The 21,711-nt window shown below is 45.0% G+C and carries 19 protein-coding genes; 8 read left to right on the forward strand and 11 right to left on the reverse strand.

The genetic code is table 11. The annotated features are described in order from the left end of the window. The first annotated feature begins 54 nt into the window (after positions 1 to 54). Positions 55 to 1,161 (forward strand): glycoside hydrolase family 105 protein, encoded by a 1,107-nt coding sequence (locus O59_RS11165; RefSeq protein WP_007642641.1) that lies wholly within the window; start codon positions 55 to 57, stop codon positions 1,159 to 1,161. 85 nt (positions 1,162 to 1,246) lie between these two features. Beyond that, on the forward strand, positions 1,247 to 2,740 hold the full coding sequence (locus tag O59_RS11170; RefSeq protein ID WP_007642642.1) for an MFS transporter: 1,494 nt from the start codon (positions 1,247 to 1,249) through the stop codon (positions 2,738 to 2,740). Positions 2,741 to 2,897: 157 nt separating this feature from the next. Here the strand turns inward: O59_RS11170 and O59_RS11175 are convergent, their stop codons facing one another. Together O59_RS11175 and O59_RS11180 are read right to left on the reverse strand one after the other, a co-directional pair. Then, positions 2,898 to 3,776, reverse strand: coding sequence for a sugar phosphate isomerase/epimerase (locus O59_RS11175; RefSeq protein WP_007642644.1), 879 nt, complete (start codon positions 3,774 to 3,776; stop codon positions 2,898 to 2,900). A 177-nt stretch (positions 3,777 to 3,953) separates the two neighbouring features. Further along, positions 3,954 to 5,645: a cellulase family glycosylhydrolase gene (locus O59_RS11180; protein ID WP_007642648.1), complete on the reverse strand. Its 1,692-nt coding sequence runs from the start codon at positions 5,643 to 5,645 to the stop codon at positions 3,954 to 3,956. A 366-nt stretch (positions 5,646 to 6,011) separates the two neighbouring features. Here O59_RS11180 and O59_RS11185 point away from each other — a divergent pair, with 366 nt between their 5' ends. The 3 genes from O59_RS11185 (at position 6,012) to O59_RS21450 (ending at position 9,593) form a co-directional block, all read left to right on the forward strand. Further along, positions 6,012 to 6,485, forward strand: coding sequence for an acyl-CoA thioesterase (locus tag O59_RS11185; RefSeq protein WP_007642650.1), 474 nt, complete (start codon positions 6,012 to 6,014; stop codon positions 6,483 to 6,485). Between the two features lie 34 nt (positions 6,486 to 6,519). Next, positions 6,520 to 6,897, forward strand: a complete 378-nt coding sequence (locus tag O59_RS11190; protein WP_157152556.1) for a DUF2956 domain-containing protein — start codon at positions 6,520 to 6,522, stop codon at positions 6,895 to 6,897. A gap of 455 nt (positions 6,898 to 7,352) precedes the next feature. Continuing rightward, on the forward strand, positions 7,353 to 9,593 hold the full coding sequence (locus tag O59_RS21450; RefSeq protein ID WP_081489699.1) for a cellulase family glycosylhydrolase: 2,241 nt from the start codon (positions 7,353 to 7,355) through the stop codon (positions 9,591 to 9,593). 126 nt (positions 9,594 to 9,719) lie between these two features. On the opposite strand, the gene O59_RS11205 is transcribed toward O59_RS21450, so the two are convergent. Both O59_RS11205 and O59_RS11210 read right to left on the reverse strand, forming a co-directional pair. Next, the gene (locus tag O59_RS11205) at positions 9,720 to 10,091 is read right to left on the reverse strand and encodes a DoxX family protein (protein WP_007642658.1); all 372 of its coding nucleotides are present in this window, start codon (positions 10,089 to 10,091) and stop codon (positions 9,720 to 9,722) included. Beyond that, the gene (locus O59_RS11210) at positions 10,088 to 11,002 is read right to left on the reverse strand and encodes a sigma-70 family RNA polymerase sigma factor (RefSeq protein ID WP_040392235.1); all 915 of its coding nucleotides are present in this window, start codon (positions 11,000 to 11,002) and stop codon (positions 10,088 to 10,090) included. The genes O59_RS11205 and O59_RS11210 overlap by 4 nt, the downstream gene beginning before the upstream one ends. 198 nt (positions 11,003 to 11,200) lie before the next feature. Between O59_RS11210 and O59_RS11215 the strand changes: the two genes are divergently transcribed. Further along, on the forward strand, positions 11,201 to 11,581 hold the full coding sequence (locus O59_RS11215) for a DUF2195 family protein (RefSeq protein ID WP_040392237.1): 381 nt from the start codon (positions 11,201 to 11,203) through the stop codon (positions 11,579 to 11,581). 131 nt (positions 11,582 to 11,712) lie between these two features. Here O59_RS11215 and O59_RS11220 read toward each other — a convergent pair whose 3' ends face one another. Further along, a complete protein-coding gene (locus O59_RS11220) occupies positions 11,713 to 12,027 on the reverse strand; it encodes a hypothetical protein (RefSeq protein WP_007642662.1) in 315 nt (104 codons plus the stop codon). 10 nt (positions 12,028 to 12,037) lie between these two features. Further along, on the reverse strand, positions 12,038 to 12,568 hold the full coding sequence (locus tag O59_RS11225) for a hypothetical protein (protein ID WP_007642664.1): 531 nt from the start codon (positions 12,566 to 12,568) through the stop codon (positions 12,038 to 12,040). 496 nt (positions 12,569 to 13,064) lie between these two features. Between O59_RS11225 and O59_RS11230 the strand changes: the two genes are divergently transcribed. Further along, positions 13,065 to 13,379, forward strand: a complete 315-nt coding sequence (locus tag O59_RS11230; protein WP_007642666.1) for a hypothetical protein — start codon at positions 13,065 to 13,067, stop codon at positions 13,377 to 13,379. Between the two features lie 172 nt (positions 13,380 to 13,551). Here the strand turns inward: O59_RS11230 and O59_RS11235 are convergent, their stop codons facing one another. Together O59_RS11235 and O59_RS11240 are read right to left on the reverse strand one after the other, a co-directional pair. Next, positions 13,552 to 16,404, reverse strand: a complete 2,853-nt coding sequence (locus O59_RS11235; RefSeq protein ID WP_007642668.1) for a leucine-rich repeat domain-containing protein — start codon at positions 16,402 to 16,404, stop codon at positions 13,552 to 13,554. Between the two features lie 4 nt (positions 16,405 to 16,408). Continuing rightward, on the reverse strand, positions 16,409 to 17,773 hold the full coding sequence (locus tag O59_RS11240) for a P-loop NTPase fold protein (protein WP_007642670.1): 1,365 nt from the start codon (positions 17,771 to 17,773) through the stop codon (positions 16,409 to 16,411). Between the two features lie 612 nt (positions 17,774 to 18,385). On the opposite strand from O59_RS11240, the gene O59_RS11245 reads away from it, so the two are divergent. Continuing rightward, on the forward strand, positions 18,386 to 19,426 hold the full coding sequence (locus O59_RS11245; RefSeq protein ID WP_157152557.1) for a tyrosine-type recombinase/integrase: 1,041 nt from the start codon (positions 18,386 to 18,388) through the stop codon (positions 19,424 to 19,426). Between the two features lie 16 nt (positions 19,427 to 19,442). Here the strand turns inward: O59_RS11245 and O59_RS11250 are convergent, their stop codons facing one another. The 3 genes from O59_RS11250 to O59_RS11260 are packed head-to-tail and all read right to left on the reverse strand — an operon-like array spanning position 19,443 to position 21,338. Beyond that, the gene (locus tag O59_RS11250; protein WP_040392241.1) at positions 19,443 to 19,799 is read right to left on the reverse strand and encodes a hypothetical protein; all 357 of its coding nucleotides are present in this window, start codon (positions 19,797 to 19,799) and stop codon (positions 19,443 to 19,445) included. Continuing rightward, positions 19,796 to 20,713 (reverse strand): integrase domain-containing protein, encoded by a 918-nt coding sequence (locus tag O59_RS11255; RefSeq protein WP_040392243.1) that lies wholly within the window; start codon positions 20,711 to 20,713, stop codon positions 19,796 to 19,798. Before O59_RS11255 ends, O59_RS11250 begins: the two co-directional genes overlap by 4 nt. Then, entirely contained in the window at positions 20,706 to 21,338 is a 633-nt protein-coding gene (locus tag O59_RS11260) for a hypothetical protein (RefSeq protein ID WP_040392244.1), read from the reverse strand. Before O59_RS11260 ends, O59_RS11255 begins: the two co-directional genes overlap by 8 nt. Positions 21,339 to 21,711: the final 373 nt, after the last annotated feature.

Raw genomic sequence — 21,711 nt, forward strand, 5'->3', positions numbered from 1 at the left:
TGAATCCGGTTTTTGCCAACATTTTTTTTGCCAACAATAAATTGTGAGTATTTTATGGTTGCTACAGTAGAAGGTATTGCGCGCACCGAGTTGACGCGCACCATTGATAAGCTGATTGATAATCTGGTTAACATTAAAGACACCAGCGGTGAATTCCTGCTGCGTTTGGATGATGGCCGCGTGATTGATACCAAAGGTTGGAATGACTGGGAGTGGACCCACGGTGTGGGCCTCTACGGTTTGTTAAAGCTGTGGGATATTACCGGCGACGAAAAACCGCTACACATCATGCAGGACTGGTTTAAAAATCGTTTTGAAGCGGGCACGCCTACTAAAAACGTTAATACCGTTTCTCCCTTCCTCACCCTCGCCTATTTGGCCGAGCGTTTGGGCACCCGCAGCTACCTGCCCTATTTGGATGTCTGGGCTGAGTGGGTAATGAATGAAATGCCGCGCACTGAAGAAGGCGGTTTGCAACACATAGTGTTTAACTCGGTGAACTACCAACAAATTTGGGATGACACCTTAATGATGTGTGTGCTCCCGCTCGCCAAAATCGGTTTGCTCATGAATCGCCCGGCCTATGTCGAAGAAGCCAAACGTCAGTTTATGTTGCACACCAAATATCTGGCAGATCGCAAAACCGGTTTGTGGTTTCACGGTTGGACCTTTGATGGTCGCCACAATTTTGCCGATGCACTCTGGGCGCGCGGCAACTGCTGGGTAACTATTGCGATTCCGGAATTTATTGAACTGCTGGATTTACCACCACACGACAGCACCCGGTTATTTTTAATTGAAACCCTGGAAGCGCAAGTAAAAGCGCTGGAGGGTTATCAAGATGAAAGCGGCTTGTGGCATACGCTGATTAATGACAAATCTTCCTACCTGGAAGCCTCTGCCGCCGCTGGTTTTGCCTACGGTATTTTGAAAGCGGTGCGCAAAGGTTATTTGGATTCCAAATACGAAGCCATGGCCGTTAAAGCGATTAAAGCAGTGCTCGCCAACATTAGCGACGACGGCGAATTACAACAGGTTTCGTTTGGTACACCGGTATTTGATGACCTGCAAGGCTATCGCGATATTCCATTGACCTCCATGCCTTACGGCCAATCCATGGCGATTTTGGCGCTGGTGGAATATATGAATCGCTATATTTAATTTCAAACCTCCTTCCCCGCTGTTGCCACTCGCAGCGCGGGGCTTTTTATAACAGCTTCCTATAACAATAAGAGCGATAATCACCATGACTATACGCGAAATAAAAACCCGAAATTATGTGGCTTATGGCCTCACCGATGTACTGGGTGCCGGTTCCATGGCGGTTATCAGTGGCTGGTTAATTTTTTTCTACACCACCTTTTGTGGTTTATCGGCGATACAAGCCGCCTCTATTTTTGCGATCGCGCGTATTATCGACGCCGTTGCCAGTCCGTTGATTGGCCATATTTCCGACAATTTAAATAAAACCAAACTCGGCCGTCGCTTTGGCCGTCGCCGCATTTTTTTATTAGCGGCTATTCCTTTATTGCCCAGCTTCGCCCTTATGTGGGTTGCCGATCAGCACTATTGGTATTACCTCTTCACTTTTGTATTTTTTGAATTGGTTTATGCCTCGGTATTAATTCCCTACGAAACCCTTGCTGCCGAAATGACCGACGACTACGCAAAAAAAGCCAAATTTGCCGGGGCGCGAATTTTAACCGGGCAAGTGTCTGCCATTTTTGCCGGCATTTTGCCCAACTGGATTGTTAACTATGTAGGTGGCAAAGAAAATTCAGATACTTTCCTGATTATGGGAATTATTTTTGCGCTGGCATTTATGCTGGTCATTACCGTAACCTATTTATTTACTTGGGAGCGCGCACCGGTAGTAGAAGCAGAAGAGCCGGACAAACCCAAAACCTCCGCGTTTAATGCACTCAAAATGGTATTTGTGAACCTATCCTCCACGTTACGGATTCGCGCCTTCCGTTTGCATTTGGGCATGTATTTGGGTGGTTATATTAGCCAGGATATTTTTAACGCGGCCTTCACTTATTTTATTGTGTTTGCATTAGGTGGCTCGGTGGCGATTGCTTCATCGCTTATCGCCAATACTTACATTGCACAATTGCTTGCCGTTGCGTTGGCGATTGCCTTGGTAATTCGCATAGGCCCTTCGTACACCTATCGCTTAGCGGTATCGTTTTATATCGCCGGTATTCTTGCGCTACTGATTTTGTTTTTAACCTTTACTGAATTGCCGCCGCTGTATTTATTACTCGGTGCGGTAGTGCTGGCTGGTTTGGGGCGCGGCGCACTCAACTATATTCCCTGGAACGTGTACAACTATATTGCCGACGTGGATCAAATTGTTACTGCCAAACGCCGCGAAGGTAGTTTTGCCGGGGTGATGACCTTTATCCGCAAAGCAGCGCAAGCCGTGGCGGTGATGTTTGTGGGCATAGTGATTGAATGGGGTGGCTTTATGTCGGGCAGTGAAACCCAGACTACCGAGGCAATTAATACCATCGTACTGGTCATGGTAATTGGCCCGATTCTGTTATTACTCTTCGGATTTTTTGTGGCGAGCCGTTTTAAATTAAATAAAGACACCCACGAATTGTTAATGAACGAAATCGCTCATTTAAAATCTGGCGCCACCGAACCTTCCAGCGCACAGAGCCGCGCCGTAGTGGAAGATTTATCCGGCTGGCCTTATGAGAAATTGTGGGGCAAGAATAATGTGGGCAAATAGCCACATAGGAAAATAGCCAATTGGAGCGATAATTTTTACCAATTATTTTCCATTCGATTATGCACAAACAATTAACCCCCGATTCGCTCCTGTAATACAACAGACTCGCACCGGGGGTTATTTTTTTCAGAGTTTTCCTAATATTATTTACCGGTGATTAAACCTCAAGCTCCTTTACTGCCTGATCCCACGTGCGCTGTAAATAGGCAAATGAATCCACGGCGTGGGCGGGGCTGGTGTCTTCCAATAAAATTGGCACCTGGTGTTTACCTGCGGCGATTAGCCGTTTAAATACCCCCACCCAATCCATCACACCGGTAGTGCCTACGGGTAAATCGCCGAGTTTCACCAAGCCCTTTTCGCTGGGCACCATTTGGTAATCTTTTGCGTGAATCGCCACTATGCGCTCACCAAAGGTGGCAAAACATTCATCCAAAAATGCATCCATATCCGTTACTCCCGCCAGTGGAATTAAATTGACCGGATCAAAAATAATACCCAACGCCGGGGAATTAAATTCTTCAATCATAATGCGGATATGTTCGATGGTGGATAGCGCGTGGTATTCCGCTACAGCCTCCACCCCCACGCGAATTCCTTTTTGCTCCGCCGCTTTTACCAAACGCTGCAAACCTTGTAGCGCAATACGAAAGGCGATGTCGCGCCCGTCGGGTTGTTCAAGATAAGGCATAGGTGAACCGGTTTCGGTACCGATAACATTGCAACCCAGTGCAGCGGCGGCATCGATATGCGCCTCAAAACGTTTGAACGAAAATTCGCGCGCGCTTTCATCCAGCGCGACTGTATCTATGTAACAGCCAATCACCGCGACACTAATGCCATTCGCTGCAAACGCAGTGCGAATTTCCGCCAAGCCGGCATCGCCAAATTCTGCTGGCATTAAATGCCCACCGGGAAATGCCTTGGCCAAGGCCAGTTGCACGCAAGTTGCGCCGGAACTGGCAATACGCGCTGCGAGTTCTTGTGGAGGAAAGGTGCCAAAATCATGTGCCCGCAGGCCAAAAAGAGGTTTCATTCAGTTATACCGCTCAGCTGGTTTTTAATTTGATAATTTGACCGAATGTGATATTAACTGATTGAATTTGACCGATCAAACAATTGGCGATAACACTGAAAATTAAAAACCCCAAGGCAATAACATCGCCTTGGGGTTTTAGCTGCACAATTTACGAAACTATTTACGAAACTATGGTTAATCGTCGGCTTTTACAATCGCTTGAATTAACGCGGGCTCAAGTTGCGCACCGGTGTTGCGATTAAACAAGGCAAAACCGCCATCACCTGAGTAACCGTTGTCCCAATAAATTGGCACCAAACCACGGTCGTAGGCTGACTGGGTGATGTACTCGTTCCAGTAGTTGCGATAGGTGGCGTGGCCCGACACATTCAACCGCGACACTACACCGTATTCACCCAAAATCACGCCGATGCCTTGATCCACAAAATGGGTTTTCATTTTTTGGAATTGTGAGTCGGTATAGGCTTCGTTCGCCCAGGTTTCGGTGGCATTCGGGTTGGTGGCGATTGAACCCCACTGGGTAATATTGCTGTTGGTATTCAAGGTGAAGTTGTAAGGGTCGTAATAATGCACTTCCATCATCAGGCGATCATTCACGGTATCCACTGGAATCACCGCAAAATTGACCGTGTGATCAATGTTGGTATTAAAGCCCTGTACTACCAAATGCCGCGTTGCATTTTTGCCGCCAGTCGCACGCACGGTATCCACAAAAGTTTGGTTGAAACTATTTTGCACCGTGTAGTACTCCACCGTTGGCGTGCCGTAATCGCCATCCACCATCACTTCGTTAGTACCGGCAAATAACAAACGATCATCGTAACTTTTAAAACGATTGGCGATTTGCGTCCACATAATATTGAGACGATTGTTTACATAAGTTTGCTGCGCATAAGTGGGTTGCATCCAACCGCCGTCCCAGTGAATGTTCATCACCACATACATGTCGGCATTGAGCGCGTAATTCACTACTTGCTCAACACGATCCATCCACGCCGTTTGAATCACAAAATTTTGCGGGTCAGAAAATTTACTCCAGGCCACAGGCAGGCGAATGGTTTTAAAGCCGGCGGCTTTTACCGAATTAATTAATTGCTGGGTAATTAACGGGTTGCCCCAATTGGTTTCACCGCCCACGGCATCCAGCGTATTACCTACGTTCCAACCTACGCCCATTAATTGAGTCAGCTCAACACTGGTCACACCGGAGCTGACCGAACTGCTGGAGCTGCTTGAACTCATCGAACGGCTGGAGGAACTTCTGATACAAATACCTGGGTGCATCGCACAGTATTCATCGCTCCAGGTATGTGGCGGGCAATCAGGCCAGCTATTACCTTGCGGGCAACTCAGACCTGAACTGAAGGATGAACTGCTTCTGGAACTCATGGATGAACTGGAGAGTGACACACTGCTGGATGAGCGCGATGACGAACTCACGCTGGATGAACTAATACTTGATGGACTAACACTTGATAGAGAAGATGAACCACAAATCGCGCCGGTTACTACCGGCGTTTCTATCGCGCCATTTGCATTGACTTGCATACCAAAGGTGATGGTTTGCCCCGGTTGTAAGGTGCTATTCCAACTCAAGTTGGATGCACTGTAGGGGTTGGACCCACTCAGGTTGGCGTTCCATAAATTGCTAATACGGTTGTTGGTATAACTCCAATTCACACTCCAACCATTGAGCACTGTTGAACCGGTATTGGTAATTTCGATATTCGCCGTTGCACCGCTGCCCCAGCTATTGGTCACCACATATTTACAGCTGGCGCTCTGCGCTAGCGATACTTGGGATGTGAATAAACCCATGCCCAGGAGCGCGGCGGCGCCCCACAATTTAAGTCGTGAAATATTCATCCAGTTGTACTCCTGTCGTTATTTGTTATTGACCCGCTACAAGAAATACCTGCGCCTGCACGGGAGGATCTGCCTTGAACTACCTACTGCGCTCACAAAATAGTCAGCAGAACCATATGCTATGCCAGTAATGGATTGAATAAGACTTGGGGTTACTTGGGATAAGATGCCTGAGGCGACAAAAACTGTATTATGCGAAACAAATCACAAACAAAATTGTTTTTATAGATAAAAGCAGATCGATGCATGTGAACAACCCCGGGTAAAACACGCGCTGTAGCAACAAAACAGCGCAGAACTCCTTTATCCTGCACACCAATACTAGTCCCCCCAACGACTTCTCTTTATTTAAAGCGAGAGCCAATCATGAGCAGCCCACAACGCGATATCACCCTTCGTTTTCTGGCCGAACCACAAGATGTAAATTTTGGTGGCAAGGTGCACGGTGGCGCGGTAATGAAATGGATCGACCTCGCCGCCTACGCCTGCGCCGCCGGTTGGAGCAGCCGCTATTGCATCACCGTGTATGCCGGTGGGATTCGTTTTGTATCGCCCATTCATGTGGGCAATTTGGTGGAAGTGAGCGCAAAAATTATTTACACCGGCAACACGTCCATGCACATCGCCATAGAAGTAAATGCCTGCGACCCTAAATCACTTAACCGTCGCCTTACCACCCACTGCATCGTGATCATGGTCGCCGTGGACGAAAGCGGCCAGCCAGTTAAAGTCCCGGTATGGGTTCCGCAAACCGAAGCAGACAAACAACAACACGCCACGGCCATCAAACTGATGGAAATGCGCAAAAAAATTGGCGACGAAATGCAGATTTTTGTTTGATTTATTTTTCCAACACCCAGCTGAGATTCACGCTATGACACACGCATCACCCGCATCATCCACCCTAAAAACCAAACAGAAAAAAGACGCGCGCGATATTCGCGCCGACGCATTAAAAATTGCCAACAGTATAAAAATAGAAGGCCAATCGCCGGTGGAAACCAAAGCGATTGCGACAGGAATTCAACGCGGCATGGAAATGTTTTTACGGCAACAAAGTGAGAAAACGCGAGAATTGGATAAGCGGGTTAAAAAAGTAAAACAATTATCAACTCAACTAACACAACAAAAAAATCCGGAGAACCACACAGAAACCGCAGCCGTACAAAACCCTTCGCGCTTACCTTGGGTATTGCTGGTGCTGTCTTGGGGATTATTTTTAGCAGTGGGCCTGGTAATAACACTGCGATAAATAATTTTTAACTGCCTGCAAAAGTGAAATTGCAAACTTAAACGACAGCTTTTAAGGTTTTGTGTTTTTTGGCGCTTCACTCCTCCGCGAACAAATGGTCAATGAGACCTAGTCAACAGATGTACTAGTATTTTTCCCGTATAAATATCAATTGTCCTGCACAGCGGTTATAAAGCGCGTTTCAGCGCTTGCATAATAAAGGGTGCCGCTACTCCCCCGGTTATCATATTTTCAACCAACGGATTCTATGATCGGGTGAGCCATTATCAATACAACAATGTGGTGACGAAGGAGAACGTGAGAAGAAGTTTTGGGCCGGGGTGACGAGGTGTCTACCCAGTCCAGATACTGGAGACCGCAAATTTATTGCGATCTTTTTCTCGGCTGTTTTTACGCTAGCTTGCGCTTGGCGGGCTACGCATTGGCAGTCACCATAATAAATTGAGGATTGAATAATGGGACATAGAGTATCTCCTTCCACTCGCATGCCTGCTCCGGTGAAACGAGCGGTAAGCCTTCTCGGCGTCAGCATTGCGCTGGCCGCATTTTCGAATGCCGCTGCTGCTGGCTGTGAATATGTTGTGACCAACAGCTGGGGTTCGGGTTTTACTGCGGCGATCCGTATTTCGAACACCAGTTCGACCGCCATCAATGGCTGGAATGTTAGCTGGCAATACAACACTAACCGCGTGACGAATTTATGGAATGCCAACCTGTCGGGTAGCAATCCCTATGCGGCGACTAACCTGGGTTGGAACGGCACTATACCGCCCGGCCAAACCGTCGAGTTTGGTTTCCAGGGTGTTACCAATGGCGGTACGGTTGAGCGCCCCACTGTAAATGGCGCTGCTTGTACTGGTGGCACGCCTTCTTCCAGTTCATCCAGCGTTGCTAGCTCGGCGCCTTCATCCAGCAGCGTCCCCCCCGTTTCCAGCAGCTCCAGCGTTGTCAGTTCGTCGTCCATTGCCAATGGGGCGCAATGTAACTGGTACGGCACCCTTTACCCCATGTGTACCAGCACTGCCTCGGGTTGGGGTTATGAGAACAACAGAAGCTGTATCTCTTTCTCAACCTGCGATGCCCAGCCAGACCCATGGGGCCCGGTCAATCCCGGTTCGTCCAGTTCATCCAGCATTGCTCCCAGCAGTTCATCTGTACCTAGCAGCTCATTAGCACCAAGCAGTTCATCAGTGCCGAGCAGCTCATCCAGTTCTGTTGTCAGCTCCAGCTCGGTTATTAGCAGCTCAAGCCTGAGCTCTGTGTCATCCAGCTCATCGTCATCAGTAACACCTCCGGGTAGCGGTGTGTTCCGCATCAATACCCAAGGGAACCTGACAAAAGATGGCGAATTGGTGCCAGCGCGTTGCGGTAACTGGTTCGGCCTTGAAGGTCGCCATGAGCCATCGAATGACGCCAACAACCCCAGCGGTGCACCAATGGAGTTGTATGTGGGCAATATGTGGTGGGTCAACAACAGCCAGGGTTCAGGTCGTACCATCCAGCAGACTATGACCGAGCTGAAACAGCAAGGTATTACCATGCTGCGCCTGCCTATTGCACCCCAGACATTGGAAGCAAACAACCCACAAGGTATGGACCCCAACCTGAAAAACCATCAGTCGGTACGTCAAACTACCGCACGTCAGGCATTGGAGGATTTCATCAAACTGGCTGACCAGAATGACATCCAATTGTTCGTTGATATCCACTCCTGTTCTAACTATGTTGGCTGGCGCGCAGGCCGTTTGGATGCCCGTCCACCCTATGTGGATGCCACCCGCGTAGGTTATGACTTTACCCGCGAAGAGTATTCATGCTCTGCCACCGGCAACCCAAGTTCAGTCACCAAAATCCATGCCTATGACAAGGAAAAATGGCTGGCTAACCTGAGAGAGATTGCAGGTCTGTCCGAGCAGTTGGGTGTAGATAACATCATCGGTATCGATGTATTCAACGAGCCCTATGATTACACTTGGGCCGAGTGGAAAGGCTTGGTTGAGGATGCCTATGAGGCGATTAACGAAGTGAACCCCAACATGATCATTATTGTTGAAGGTCTCTCCGCTAACGCCAACACCCAGGACGGAACACCGGATACCAAAGTTCCTGTTCCGCACGGCAGCCTTGATTTGAACCCTAACTGGGGTGAAAACCTCTACGAAGCTGGTACCAACCCGCTGAATATTCCTAAAGATCGCCTCTTGTTCTCACCTCACACCTACGGGCCTTCCGTGTTTGTACAAAAACAATTCATGGACCCAACCCAAACCGAGTGTGAAGGTTTGGAAGGTGATGAAGCGGGCCACGCCGACTGCCGTATCGTGATCAACCCCGAGCTGTTGGAACAAGGCTGGGAAGAGCACTTTGGTTACCTGCGTGAGTTGGGTTACGGCATTTTGATTGGTGAGTTCGGCGGCAACATGGATTGGCCAGCGGCAAAAGCCAGCCCGGCAGACCGTGCCCTGTGGAGCCACATCACCACCAATGTGGATCAACAATGGCAGCAAACAGCGGCTAACTACTTCAAGAAAAAGGGTATCAATGCCTGCTACTGGTCGATCAACCCCGAGTCTGCAGACACCATGGGCTGGTACTTAACCCCTTGGGACCCTGTCTCCGCCAACACCAGTTGGGGGCAATGGACTGGTTTCGACCCACGTAAAACCGAGCTGTTGAATGACCTCTGGGGACTGTAATTTCCTGCTCGCAGGAATAACCACAATTCCCAACGCGTAAAAACAAAACCCGAGGCCGCAAGGTCTCGGGTTTTGTTTTACTGGATTTAAAAGATCAAACCACTCGCCTCACCAACTCCCCCGGGTTTATCCCAAGGGTTGCAATACTGCTCTGGCGTAAGCAATAAACGCACACAGCGCCGCAACAACCAACCAATAAATCGGTGAACCCAAGTCTGTATTTCCCGCGAGAAAATGTATCGCGCAGAAAGACAACATAATCACCGCAATACAGGTTGCCGCAACAGGCACTAACACTGCCGCAGGTTTGTAGAGCGCAGGCAAAATCAAGCACAGCGCGCACAACAGCTCAACACCTGCGAGCGCCCACCAAACACCTGACGGAATGGCTTTCAGCGACGGCATGGTTTGTTCAGCGCTGTGGGAGAATTTCCACACCGCGCCCATCACGGTATGCAGCGCGAGCAGAATTTGCAAAATCCATAAAAAAATATTCATGCGTTAACCCCACTGGTATTGTCGATGAGTTGAATATCAAAATTTTCAAGAACCTGTTTGTCCATAACGATATCAATGGCTGTGATTTTTCCATCGCTAACCACAAAGCAAAACGCCACCACCGTTTTTCCATTCATCCCCCAGGTCGCGCCAGCAAACCCATTCACTAATGCCAACTGCGCCCCCTGCGCACTGCCATTCAAGGTATCTGCCACCGCCTTGGCGCCCGCGATCTCCGCTGCAAATTGCGGCGCACCGCGCGCTTTATTCGCCGTAGAGACTTTAATCGCCGTTTCATCGGCACGCAGCACAACCTCAGGGTGTAACAGGCGGATCAGCGCATCAAAATTACCTTGCCGCGACGCCTGCATAAACGCAGCAACCACTTGCTGCTGGCGCTGCGCATCTTTGCGCGGCATAGCGGCACCGCGCACACATCGGCGCGCACGGCTGGCCAATTGTCGTGTTGCCGATTCCGAGCGTTCAATAATCGGCGCGATTTCATCAAACGGTAAATCAAATAAATCATGCAGCACAAACGCGATACGCTCCGCGGCCGTGAGTTTATCCAACACCAACAACAACGCAGGCCCAATTGAATCGGCGATCAATAATTTCTCCTCCAAATCGCCCTCACCTTCCTCCGGCAGATCAACCAACATTTCCTCAAGCGATTCCTCACGCCCCGCCTTGCGCGCACGCAACATATCCAAGCAGACTCTGGCTACCACGGTAGTGAGCCAGCCGCCAAGGTTCTCGATACTTTCCGAATCAGACCGATTCAACCTGATCCACGCCTCCTGCACCGCATCCTCCGCCTCACTGCGCGAACCTAACATGCGATAAGCCACCGCCTGCAAATGGTGTCTCGTTGTTTCAAACTGTGTTGTCAACCAATCGTTCTTTTCCATCCTGTCCTCAAGAATTACCTGTCATTTTGATGTTTTTGGGTGCTACACAACCATGACGAATCTGCGGTATAAAGTGTGACAAAAAATTTAAAAATATTAGTGAAGCACTAATCAGCTTGAAAAATACCAAAGCTTGAGCCTTAACTAAAAAGCAATCGATAATTCTGAAAGTTAAATATGTAACAGGGAGAACAACAAATGGCGGCACCAAGATTTAGCGTTTTAGCTGCATTGCTCTTATGTGCTTGCGCGCACTCACAAGCGGAAAAAAACATAAAGGTGGAAAGTCAGGTCGAAGGCTGCTTTACCTTGCAAAACATTGCCTTGGATACAAGCAAGGAACCTGTGCTTGCAACTGCTTTAATCAATATCAACACTGCAACTACAGACTGTCCCTGTAAGTCAGCAGTCATGAAATACATGGCATATCAAAAGAAAGACGGAAATAACTTTGATTTATTATCTGGTCAGTTTTCTATACTAGGCAAAGAAAGCGTTGCATTACCGATTGCCATTCAAAAGCGACTTATTTTTCCAGATATCCCGATCTACTTATCTTTGTCCTGTTCAAACAATTAAGATTAAATAAACCGCTTTCTAGCAGAGACAGACAGAAGCTGAGGTGCTTATTAATCCATCCTCAGCTTCTATAACCTGCGAAAAATATCGTTTACCTATTTTATAACAACCCAGATTCAAACTTTGGTTTGTTAAAACTCATCGCTAACCCGATCCCAAACCCCATCATAACCAATACTGCTGAGGTAGCCGCTTATTATGTTCATGCTGCGCCCCATCCAATGTTGCAAGTCACTTTCGCCTAACACCTCGATTCCTTTATCACGATCCCCAGCAGAGGCTTCCAACATCATCCAAAAGAAACGCGATAGTGCTTCAGCTTCTTCTTTGGATGTAATTGAATCTTTGCATTCAATGATCGGAATTAAGTTATCGGCTCGAAGTTGCTTGGCGTAATACAAGCAAACTTGCTGGGCTTTTTGGTCTTTTCCACTGAAATCTAACATGTTGGGCTCCTTAAAGAGTCAGATCTTTCATAATAGTCATCCCATGACCAATTAATTTTAAATTGGTTACCAAGGTTGAAATGTGCATTCTCTTTGTTACAGTCAGGAAATAATGGTTATTATTTTTGGGATCTTTCATGAAAGCCATACCATCCGGGATGGATCGGCTTTCCAATATCCATGAAGCTATATTTGCCGGGCCAGGTTGATTCTTTCCTTTCGCATGATTGCGCAACATTTTCCATGTGCTTTTTAAATGACTAAATGATTTAGAAAACGATAGACCCGCAGATGGATCTGGCAGTACCCATTCCAAAGTTGTATCGAAGGTGTAATCGCCAACGCGCACCCCATGCATTAATTGATACGGACCTTGGCTTCCCTCCTCATAAATAGTTGCTGTATTCGGCGGTACAACCACCCGAAACATCACACCAAGTTCTTTTTTTTTAGCAATGCGGTGCTCAGCAATCAATCTATCGATTGCCTCCTGTAAGTCACCTACAGTTTTGAATTGTTCTACGTATCCCTCTTTACTCATATGATCTCCAGATAACAATTAAAATATGATCGAGCCTACGCATTATATTTCTATTGCAATACGCATTTTCCTACCAATGCCAAGCAGCCAGTTATTGTGCTTTTAAATAACAATTAACTCTACCGTGAACGTTACAATAAAACAGAGAATAGTTTGGAAAAAACCGAACTCACTTTGATTGAGCTGAAAGAACTGACCGAATTCTTGGTTCAATTAAACCACATTGACAGCCCACACCCCTTCCACTAACCTGCCCACGCAGCGGCAAAATCCGCTGTCGGGATTCTCAACCCGTTCCTCCAAATCGGCACAAGGCGCGTGTTTTTTACGCAGCTTTGTGTCCTCGCACAGCTACGCCTCTGTTATGGCGGCTGGGCGGGGCCGCCTTCGGGCGGGCCGGGTTGGTTTGGGCCGGTGTTGAGAACCCCGTTCAGTCGCCTCCATGACTCTCAACTCGTGGCGGCGGTTTAATAACCCAAGCTGTGAGATATTTGTTATGGATAATATTACCCACTTGGTGCCCGTCACCAAATCCCAATGCGCTATCAAGCTCGATCCATTCCAGTTCAACTACTACGAGCAAAGCTGCATAGAAATCCACTCCCCCGATGGCGATCACCTTGAAAGCATCGGCTATGACACCCAAAAACAAATACAAGAAGAACAAACCACCCAACTGCAAGAACAGATTGTTTTACTGCAATCGCTTTGCGAGAAAATTACTCAAGAGGTGGAATTGCCTGCTCAGGCAATTGCGGGATTGGGGGATTTGTTGTTTAGGGTTAGGGGGTTTGTTGAAAAGCAGGGTTGATGAAAGTTAGGCGGCTTTTTTTTGGTCGCCTTACAATCCACAACCGCGAATCGATTATTCGCCCAGTAGATTTATTAACGAAGAAAAGTGATTTCGGGATGGGCTTTACTTTAGGTGGCGCGAACGCGCCACCCTTGGAGTTCTGTCAATAACTGTAGAAAATGAGATAGTATCAAGACGGCAAACCCAATACAGTTAAATCAAGCTTACTTTTTAAACCCCCGATTGATTTTACTTTTGTATTGCGAACCATTAAGGTTTTTAAATTTTTCAATTTTGATAAAACTGAAACATCAGATACATTCGTATTTTCGATATCCAAGTACTCTAAATTGCGCAACTTTCTTAATGGAGATATATCACAAGTATTGGCGCCATCCAAAACCAATTTTTTCAACGCACGCATATCTGAAGCAAATTCTAAATCAATAGCATCTGAATCCATTATATATAGTTCCTCAAGCCACGCTAAGCCTTTCAAAAATTGCAACTGCCGCGCCGAAGCGCCATGAAAAATTAACTTACGAAGGCTCTTTAGCTTGAAAATATTAGACACGTCAAGATTTGGCAAGTGCGACAAATTCAACTCGACAATATCAACAACATCACAAATATAATCAAAATTATTAAAATTTGAAGATGCCAAGCTCAAGGTATTAACCTTACTTAAATTACTTATTGCACTATAATCATCAACATTTAAGCCATCCAAATAACAATATCGAATGTCGCTAATAGATCTTAAGAAAGAAATATCAGTCACTTTTGTTCTCTGCAGAGAAACCATTAACAAATTATGGCAGTAGCTCAAAAAAGACACATCATTGACCGCAGTATCATCCAAATCAATGGAGACTAAATTTTTCAAATTTTTTACTATCGAAACATCAGAAATATCAGACCTTCCCAGGTAAAGATAATTGAGATCAGAGAGCGCAGAAATGTGGCTGTAGCTTTTTTTAGCTTTAGCACCATCCAACCTTAGCTGTTTCAATTTTTTCATGTGCCTCAAAAACGACAATCCAGAAATTCTACAATCAATCAAATTCAATGCTTCGATGTTTTCAAATGACTTAAATTTCGGATGCGTTTTTATTTTTCCATTTCTAACCACAATCTTGTAAATATTTTTACTATTTATACATTTATCAAAAATAACATCTAAGCTATCCGCCTCCCCCCCCAGCAGTCCGGTAGCATTATTAACAGAGATAGCAAATCCTGCCTTAGCTAAGGCACTCTCAACATCAACAGTATCATTGCAACTGCACTTACGAGCCAAGGCTTGCCTATGATTTTCAGTAAGAGACACATGAGGATTTGCCAAAATTCTAGCAGCAAGTCTACCAGACGCACCATACAATCCAATATCAGGAACATTAGGAGAAAACAATTTTTCAACAACAAACGAAATCCAAGTCGGATTAACTTCCGATGAGATTAGCTCAAAAAAATAGATAAAGCTCTCAGACCATGAGCTATCCCTGCTCCACCCCAAAAGAGAATCTCCTGTCACCAAGTCATTCTCAGAAAATTCATTCATAATAAATTTAGGGGTGACTATTTGAGAAGAAATGTATCTCGCACAGAAATACTCTTGAAAACTGAGATGAACAAAAGCATACAGCCCTTCCCCTTTTGGCAACAGAAGCCCACTACGACGAGCAACCCAATTCAAAAAAACTTCGGCATGATTACTAGCGTCGCCATGAAAAAATGGCGCCATCACTTCACCAAGCCACAATAAAATCTTTTCTTTTTCGATTAAAACACCAAACTTTTTTTGACCCAAATCCAATGATCGCTCAAGCTGCATTTTAAATCCGACATAAGATATCCAGCCCTCTCGCACAACCCAATCGTGTCGCAACAATTCATTATCTATCTTTATGTTTCTTTGACTGTCAATCGTGTTGACATATGCATTTGATATTTCTTTATACAGCAAAGCTCTTCCATCAGGCAAATGCGCTCTCTCGCGATGAACTATTGATATTAAACTCAGTAAATTAGGTGTCCGAGCCAACTCATAGGTTGCTTTTGATTGTTTTAATGCGGCAAGAAGATCCAATGATCGTTCCCTAGCATCCACATCACTACCACTTCGCTGCAAATACCAATTACCGATAAAATTTTCAATTCTCTGATCATTAAAAGGCATTAAATACCGCAACACAGCCCATTGCGAAGCATGAGGAATATCACTTTCTATAGAATTACTTTTCATCATTTCTATATTTTTATAATTGACATCCTCCTGATATCCGTCCCCTTCTTTCAGCCAATTGCTTAATTCTGATTTTGATTTTGATTGGAATGTTTTTTTAGAGATTACAATATTTTCAAAAGAAGCTGCATGAAGTGGATATTCTTCATATCCAACAATTCTTGATGTGGCGACTACATAAGCACCACAACTTTCAGCCTTTAAAATCCATTGAGCAACAACTTCACGATTCTCTACGGGTATTTCATCCACTCCATCCAGCATAAGAAAATACTTTCCGGAAGAAATACATTCTTTAATTGCAACTTCAATATCTTCTGTTAAAACAGAACCCAACAGCCGGCCAGCGACAGTAACTGCTAAGTTATTTATATCTCTAAGGGTATTAAATTTACCACTCTCGATTTCGCGCAATACGCATGGAATCGGCAAATATCCATCCAAAAATTTTGGAAGTTCCCGAGCCAACCCCGAAGAAAGACGCCATGCAAGCCAATTGATGAGGGTGGTTTTTCCTGAGCCCGGATCACCAAGCAAAATAACAGCTCGATTGAAAGTTAAACACTCAAGTAAACTTTCCCCACTAGGCCAATCTTTAACCTGAGAATTAAAAGGTATTGGCGATAACTCTGGTTGAACGAATAGCTTTTCAAGCTGAATAGGTGGCAAATCACGCATGTTAGGTAACGCCAGAGAATCCACGACACCATGCCGACGCGAAACTTCACCTAAGTAACCTCGCAAATTTGGATTATCCCAAATTGAGCACGATTCATTATTACTTAAACGATCACTCATATATCTATCCAATGTTTTTTAGAAGTAACTCAAAATCCCTAGGATTTAAATAATCAGCGAAGCGTCTAATCAACGGAGCAACCCAAAAATTTCTTAAATCGCTAGGATTAAAAAAGTTATTTACAAAATTAGGAGCCCCTGTTACTTCATCATAATCATCAACACTGTATGGAAGCCTTATGTCGGCACACCATTCAAGAGTTTTTGGGTTTCGGTGCCCTAAGCAGAAAGCTTTAATTTCAACCCAAAAGTCAAGATTAAAATTCCAGCGTTCCCAAATATCTCTATGAAATTGGTGAATATAAGCAACTATGAGGATTTTTATTGTTGCCAATTTTCCGATTTCAATATCGACGTTAATATCAGTTAGTTTGGAGTCATAACTAGAAAATCTAACCCATTGATTAGCAAGAGATTTGAGACGACGAGGATTTTGCGGCAAACAAGAAATATCATTAAGAGAGTCTTTTAACAAAGCTCGATGTGTTGGCTCATCAATCCACTGCAAAAAAAGATTTAATGGTGAGCTGGGTGACGGCAGTCGATATATATCGGAGCATATTTTCTCTAAATAGTGCCCTGCACTCAGCTCACTATCGCCGATATCGCTATAAGCCTCTCTTGAAATTAAATCAACTAGCACCCTCTCGTTCATCCCAATTACAAATACACAGCGAGGAATACTTAAATATATCTTCAATCCTTCTAACAACTGCTTAGCAGATTTTGGATTGCAACGATCAAGATCATCTATAAAAACAACAACTCGCGCAGACGTTTCATCTGAAGGCAATAAGTCCTTAATGGTATCCTGAAGCTGAAGACGAATGGAGTTTATGGAAATTTCCTCAGCATAATTCCTCCGCTCCCATTCCTCACCAATTTTTTGAATTTTTTCCGTGCTTGGAATGGCTTCAAGGGTTATTTTGTTTGCAGCCTTTGTAAATCCATTAAGCATGCCACTGAGCGCAACAAAAGAAAGCTTCTTCGTGGCATTGTATAAAGCAGGCAACATCGCAATTTGATGCCGCATCTCATGTAATAAGGCAACCACAGGAACCTTTTCATTTTGATATCGCCATGCATCAAACCAAATAGTAATTATTTTTTTATTTTTTTCAGTCTTACGCCTGACCTTAACGTTAGGAACACTAGCACTACAAACTGACCCATCCAGTGGCATCTCACCACCCAAATGGTATTGCACCTGCCGCATAAAACTAGTCTTACCACTCCCCCAATCACCATGAATACCTAAAACATGTGGAGCCGCGCAGTTCTGAATTCGATCACAGATACGATCCACTTCTTTTTGCCAATGAAGCTTATCCGATAATGTTGGTAAATCTGTGTGAGGATGGGGATACATGCCATTGATCCTTTCAAATTTATTATTTCAAGTATTTATAAGCGAACTGACACTCTCGACACAAAATAGCACAAAGTTGCCCACATCCACCCTAAAAGTAAACCTAAGAGTTATAGACGTAGTACGAGTATCGCCACCAATAATTTGTTTGGACTTAATATGGACTTAAATTGCAGAAACAAAAAAGCCCGCTCGAAAGCAGGCTTTTTAAGTCGTTGATTTACAACGTATGTTTGGTGGAGCTAAGCGGGATCGAACCGCTGACCTCAACACTGCCAGTGTTGAGAATATGATTTCACACGGTTTCACTCAAGATCACGCAATACCAATAACCATATGTTTTATATAGGTTTTTATTGCATTTTTCTTTTTTTAGTTTACCCTAAAATCACACCAATAACCGTTGTCTGCTAACCCATAGCTAACCCCAAAATGACTAATATAGTTAAATTTTCGAAAGAGTGGCTTGTTAAATTGGCCTCAACTAAGGCTGAAAAACGGACTGAATATAAGGATACTGAGATCAGGTACCTACGAGCGACGCATCACACTGGCGGCACTGTCAAACTTTCCGTTTACAGATGCCCAAGAGGAACGAGAAAGGCAGTCAGAGTGGCTTTACCATTTACAGTCACGGAGTCAATGCCAAATCTGCAACAGATTAGAGCGGAGGCAAACAAGGTTATTAATCTTTTAGATCAGGGGATAAATCCTAATGAGGCAAAGGCTAAAGCCAACACCCCAGATCTAAGCCTACGAATTGCCTTGAACAACTATCTTGATGGCTCCACTAACACCGAGCGTGTGAATACCAATTGGCGACGCGCGATTGAGACCCATCTTGCCAATTGGTTAGATAAACCACTAAAGGAGCTGTGCACCCCTCAGCGCATTTTTGCGCAGCACCGTCTAATCATGCGAGAAATTGCCAACTCGAACCAATCGCAAGGATTGAAAGGTGATGGCGGCATTGGTGCAAATGAGGTGCTGAAGAAGCTGCGTAGAATCTTGAACTTTAACCGCGCACTTGATCGCTCACTGAACCTACCCCAGTGGCCAGCGGAAGAGCTCGGTGGCTCTGGCTTAAAAATGTGGGTTGATCAGAAACCGAGAACAAGCCGCATCCACAGGGAAGAATTCGGCATCTTTTGGCCAGCGCTAGAAAGCCTTTCCTGCCCAGTTCAGCGAGACCTGTTTAAATTTATGCTACTCATTGGCTGCAGGTCAGGTGAAGCAAGAAACTTAGAAGCTAGCGATGTAAATTTTCATCGCTGGACAATTACGTTCAAAAATACCAAAAATGGACTTGATCACACGCTACCACTAACCGAAACACTAAAGACAATTATTTTAGAGCGGATAAGCCGCGGTGACGGCCAAAAACTTTTCCCACTTTTTGACCCAAAGGTGATAACCAAGCATATAGAGAAGGCTTGCGGTTTACATGTTTCTCCGCACGACTTAAGGCGCACATTTTCTGGCATTGCCGAAATAGCTGGTATAGGTTCAACAACAAAAAAACACCTGTTGAACCACTTGTCTGGTCGTGACGTAACAGACGACTACACCGGCTCCATTGACATCGAGGACCTTCGGATAGCATTAACTAAAATTGAAAATAAAATCATGGAATTTGTTAATTTACAAAAATAGCCGTCGCAAAAAACAATTAGGTTTTTTGTAGATCTGCCGCTGCATTTATTTTTGGAAACGCCCACGAACCATTTAATCTAGGGCCAAAGTCATCCCAACGGTTTTGATAGATTAGAACATCTCGGATATATCTAAAATAACGATACCTCGTTCCGTCTGCCAAATTTTGGGTATGGTGCTCTAGAAACCATCGAATGTGCTTAACTTGCCAATTTTTCGGTGCCGCAGACCAGCGAACGCGAATTGCCTCAGCGACATTAACAATATGGTTGGATTTTTTATGCACTACCAACCGAGATCCGCGAAAAGATTTTCGGGCCATTGATCTGGCCTCTCGCTCCACAGCTAAAATGGATAGATCATGATTTCTCATTTTTTTCGAACCTTTCTACCAACATAGCTGGAAACAATTTCTATGCGGCCATGACCAAGCTCGCCTGTAATAATTTCACGTGCATGAGTATCCGCGCAGGAGGATGCTAACAACAGTGGATCTGACTGATTGCGAGGTGCAATGTAACCAGAGATCTCTTGATACCTATTACATGCATAGGCAGCTCGCAAATCATGCAGACGCGAAACGCCATTTGCCTTCAATATTGGCAACAATTCGTTTGAGACGTAATCACTGAATTTTTTATAGGTTTGATCTTCAGGAACTAGACAACGACGTTCACCTAATCGCTCACATAAGCCCTGAAGTACTACGAGCTGGCTTTGATTAACGGGAACCCTGCGCTGCACGCTCCGACCGCGACCGCCTTTTGTTCCGCGCACTATATCAACCCACCCAAATTGCTTCGCTTCATGTAACGCATTTTTTAATTCCAGCAGCGCTGCTTCTCGGCGACGAAGGCCAAAATAGAAAGCTAGATTTACAACATCAGCGAGCAGAGGGTGATTGGCTTCTGTCAATTGGTTTGTAATTTTGTTAACCAACCCCCGATCAATTACCACCGGATTGCTGTTGACAAGCGTTCTCTTTTCACCGATTAGTTTTCTAGGCGACACAGGCGTCCAATGTAAATCCAGAAGTTTCATCACAACATTGATTGTAGATATGCTGTTTTGTTTTGTGCTTATGGCGCAATTAGATATCGAATCCGCATATAAAACTAAAACCTCATAATTAACGCCCGCAGGACTTTGAACTCCGATTCCATCGCAAAAACCACAGAACTTTTTCCATCGCGTTATCGAAGCAGCACACCACGCATACCGCCCACCATAACGCTGAGCGGCACGTTTAACCGCAGCTGCGCCTATTTCAAACAGATTGTTATTCATGTCGCGCTCCATACTTTTTTCCAGTACCGTTCCTAAACCCATTTTTGTATGGATAAAAAAATATGATGAACATTGCGGCTGATAAATCAGCAGCTTTAATTCCCGCTTGTTTTGAAATTTCTACTAATGCGTTATTAACCTCGATAGCATCATCGGTTGAGATAATCTGAAAATAGGTTTTTGTCCACTGCACAAAACCTAGTTGAGCGGAATAATAAATACTAGCATCTGTGACATACCCCCATTGGGATGGATAAAATACACTGAGAATGAGTGTGGCAACTTTAACGCCAACACCATGTAATCCAGTTAAAAGCTCGATTCTATCTCTGTCGTTTTTCGTGTTAACCATACTACTTATAACAAACCAAACATTAGTCGAGCAGTTTTTGAAGAATCGATTACTCTCAACGTTTTTGCCATAACTCAATGCAACCACATCACACATAAACTGACGTAGGTCAGCTATAACCTCTAAAGAAGGGGATTTTTTTGTAGACTCAACACGGACACGCTCCAGCACAAAAGAAGCAATCACCCTGATACTTTTCAATTCCAAAAGCTTTGGGCTCAACTCATACCGACGAAAACCACTTTTAAACAACGCGCATTGCAACGCATTCATAACAACTCCGAAAAATAGAAATAGTTAGGCCATGCTAATCACGACTGCGAAAGGTGTTTAGTGATAGATAGGTATGCAGCTGAGAATAACCAAAAAAAGTTATTCTCGATTAGCATGACTAACAGTGAGGGGGACGGGATTATTTTTGGTCGAATAACCAAGGAACATCATTAGGGATGATTGAACCACAAAAGTGGATCAGGTCTTGCAATGTATGCTGTTTTTTGAGCCCAGCTAGCTATGGCAGCGCCAACAAAAACATAATACCAATTGCGTCGGCAACGTCAAGCTACACACTTATCACGCAATTTACTTCTATATCACTACACCAAAAATATTTTTAAACACACGCGCACATAGCGTGTACGCGTGT

It is taken from the genome of Cellvibrio sp. BR (genome assembly GCF_000263355.1).
GTDB lineage: Bacteria > Pseudomonadota > Gammaproteobacteria > Pseudomonadales > Cellvibrionaceae > Cellvibrio.

Bases quoted from the DNA above. Each gene is read 5' to 3' on its own strand.
- O59_RS11220 (WP_007642662.1), bottom strand. From the start codon at position 12,027: ATGTTAGATTTCAGTGGAAAAGACCAAAAAGCCCAGCAAGTTTGCTTG.
- O59_RS11225 (WP_007642664.1), bottom strand. From the start codon at position 12,568: ATGAGTAAAGAGGGATACGTAGAACAATTCAAAACTGTAGGTGACTTA.
- O59_RS11170 (WP_007642642.1), top strand. From the start codon at position 1,247: ATGACTATACGCGAAATAAAAACCCGAAATTATGTGGCTTATGGCCTC.
- O59_RS11260 (WP_040392244.1), bottom strand. From the start codon at position 21,338: ATGAATGCGTTGCAATGCGCGTTGTTTAAAAGTGGTTTTCGTCGGTAT.
- O59_RS11165 (WP_007642641.1), top strand. From the start codon at position 55: ATGGTTGCTACAGTAGAAGGTATTGCGCGCACCGAGTTGACGCGCACC.
- O59_RS11255 (WP_040392243.1), bottom strand. From the start codon at position 20,713: ATGAATAACAATCTGTTTGAAATAGGCGCAGCTGCGGTTAAACGTGCC.
- O59_RS11205 (WP_007642658.1), bottom strand. From the start codon at position 10,091: ATGAATATTTTTTTATGGATTTTGCAAATTCTGCTCGCGCTGCATACC.
- O59_RS11190 (WP_157152556.1), top strand. From the start codon at position 6,520: ATGACACACGCATCACCCGCATCATCCACCCTAAAAACCAAACAGAAA.
- O59_RS11175 (WP_007642644.1), bottom strand. From the start codon at position 3,776: ATGAAACCTCTTTTTGGCCTGCGGGCACATGATTTTGGCACCTTTCCT.
- O59_RS11180 (WP_007642648.1), bottom strand. From the start codon at position 5,645: ATGAATATTTCACGACTTAAATTGTGGGGCGCCGCCGCGCTCCTGGGC.
- O59_RS11240 (WP_007642670.1), bottom strand. From the start codon at position 17,773: ATGTATCCCCATCCTCACACAGATTTACCAACATTATCGGATAAGCTT.
- O59_RS11235 (WP_007642668.1), bottom strand. From the start codon at position 16,404: ATGAGTGATCGTTTAAGTAATAATGAATCGTGCTCAATTTGGGATAAT.
- O59_RS11185 (WP_007642650.1), top strand. From the start codon at position 6,012: ATGAGCAGCCCACAACGCGATATCACCCTTCGTTTTCTGGCCGAACCA.
- O59_RS11230 (WP_007642666.1), top strand. From the start codon at position 13,065: ATGGATAATATTACCCACTTGGTGCCCGTCACCAAATCCCAATGCGCT.
- O59_RS11215 (WP_040392237.1), top strand. From the start codon at position 11,201: ATGGCGGCACCAAGATTTAGCGTTTTAGCTGCATTGCTCTTATGTGCT.
- O59_RS11250 (WP_040392241.1), bottom strand. From the start codon at position 19,799: ATGAGAAATCATGATCTATCCATTTTAGCTGTGGAGCGAGAGGCCAGA.
- O59_RS11210 (WP_040392235.1), bottom strand. From the start codon at position 11,002: ATGGAAAAGAACGATTGGTTGACAACACAGTTTGAAACAACGAGACAC.
- O59_RS21450 (WP_081489699.1), top strand. From the start codon at position 7,353: ATGGGACATAGAGTATCTCCTTCCACTCGCATGCCTGCTCCGGTGAAA.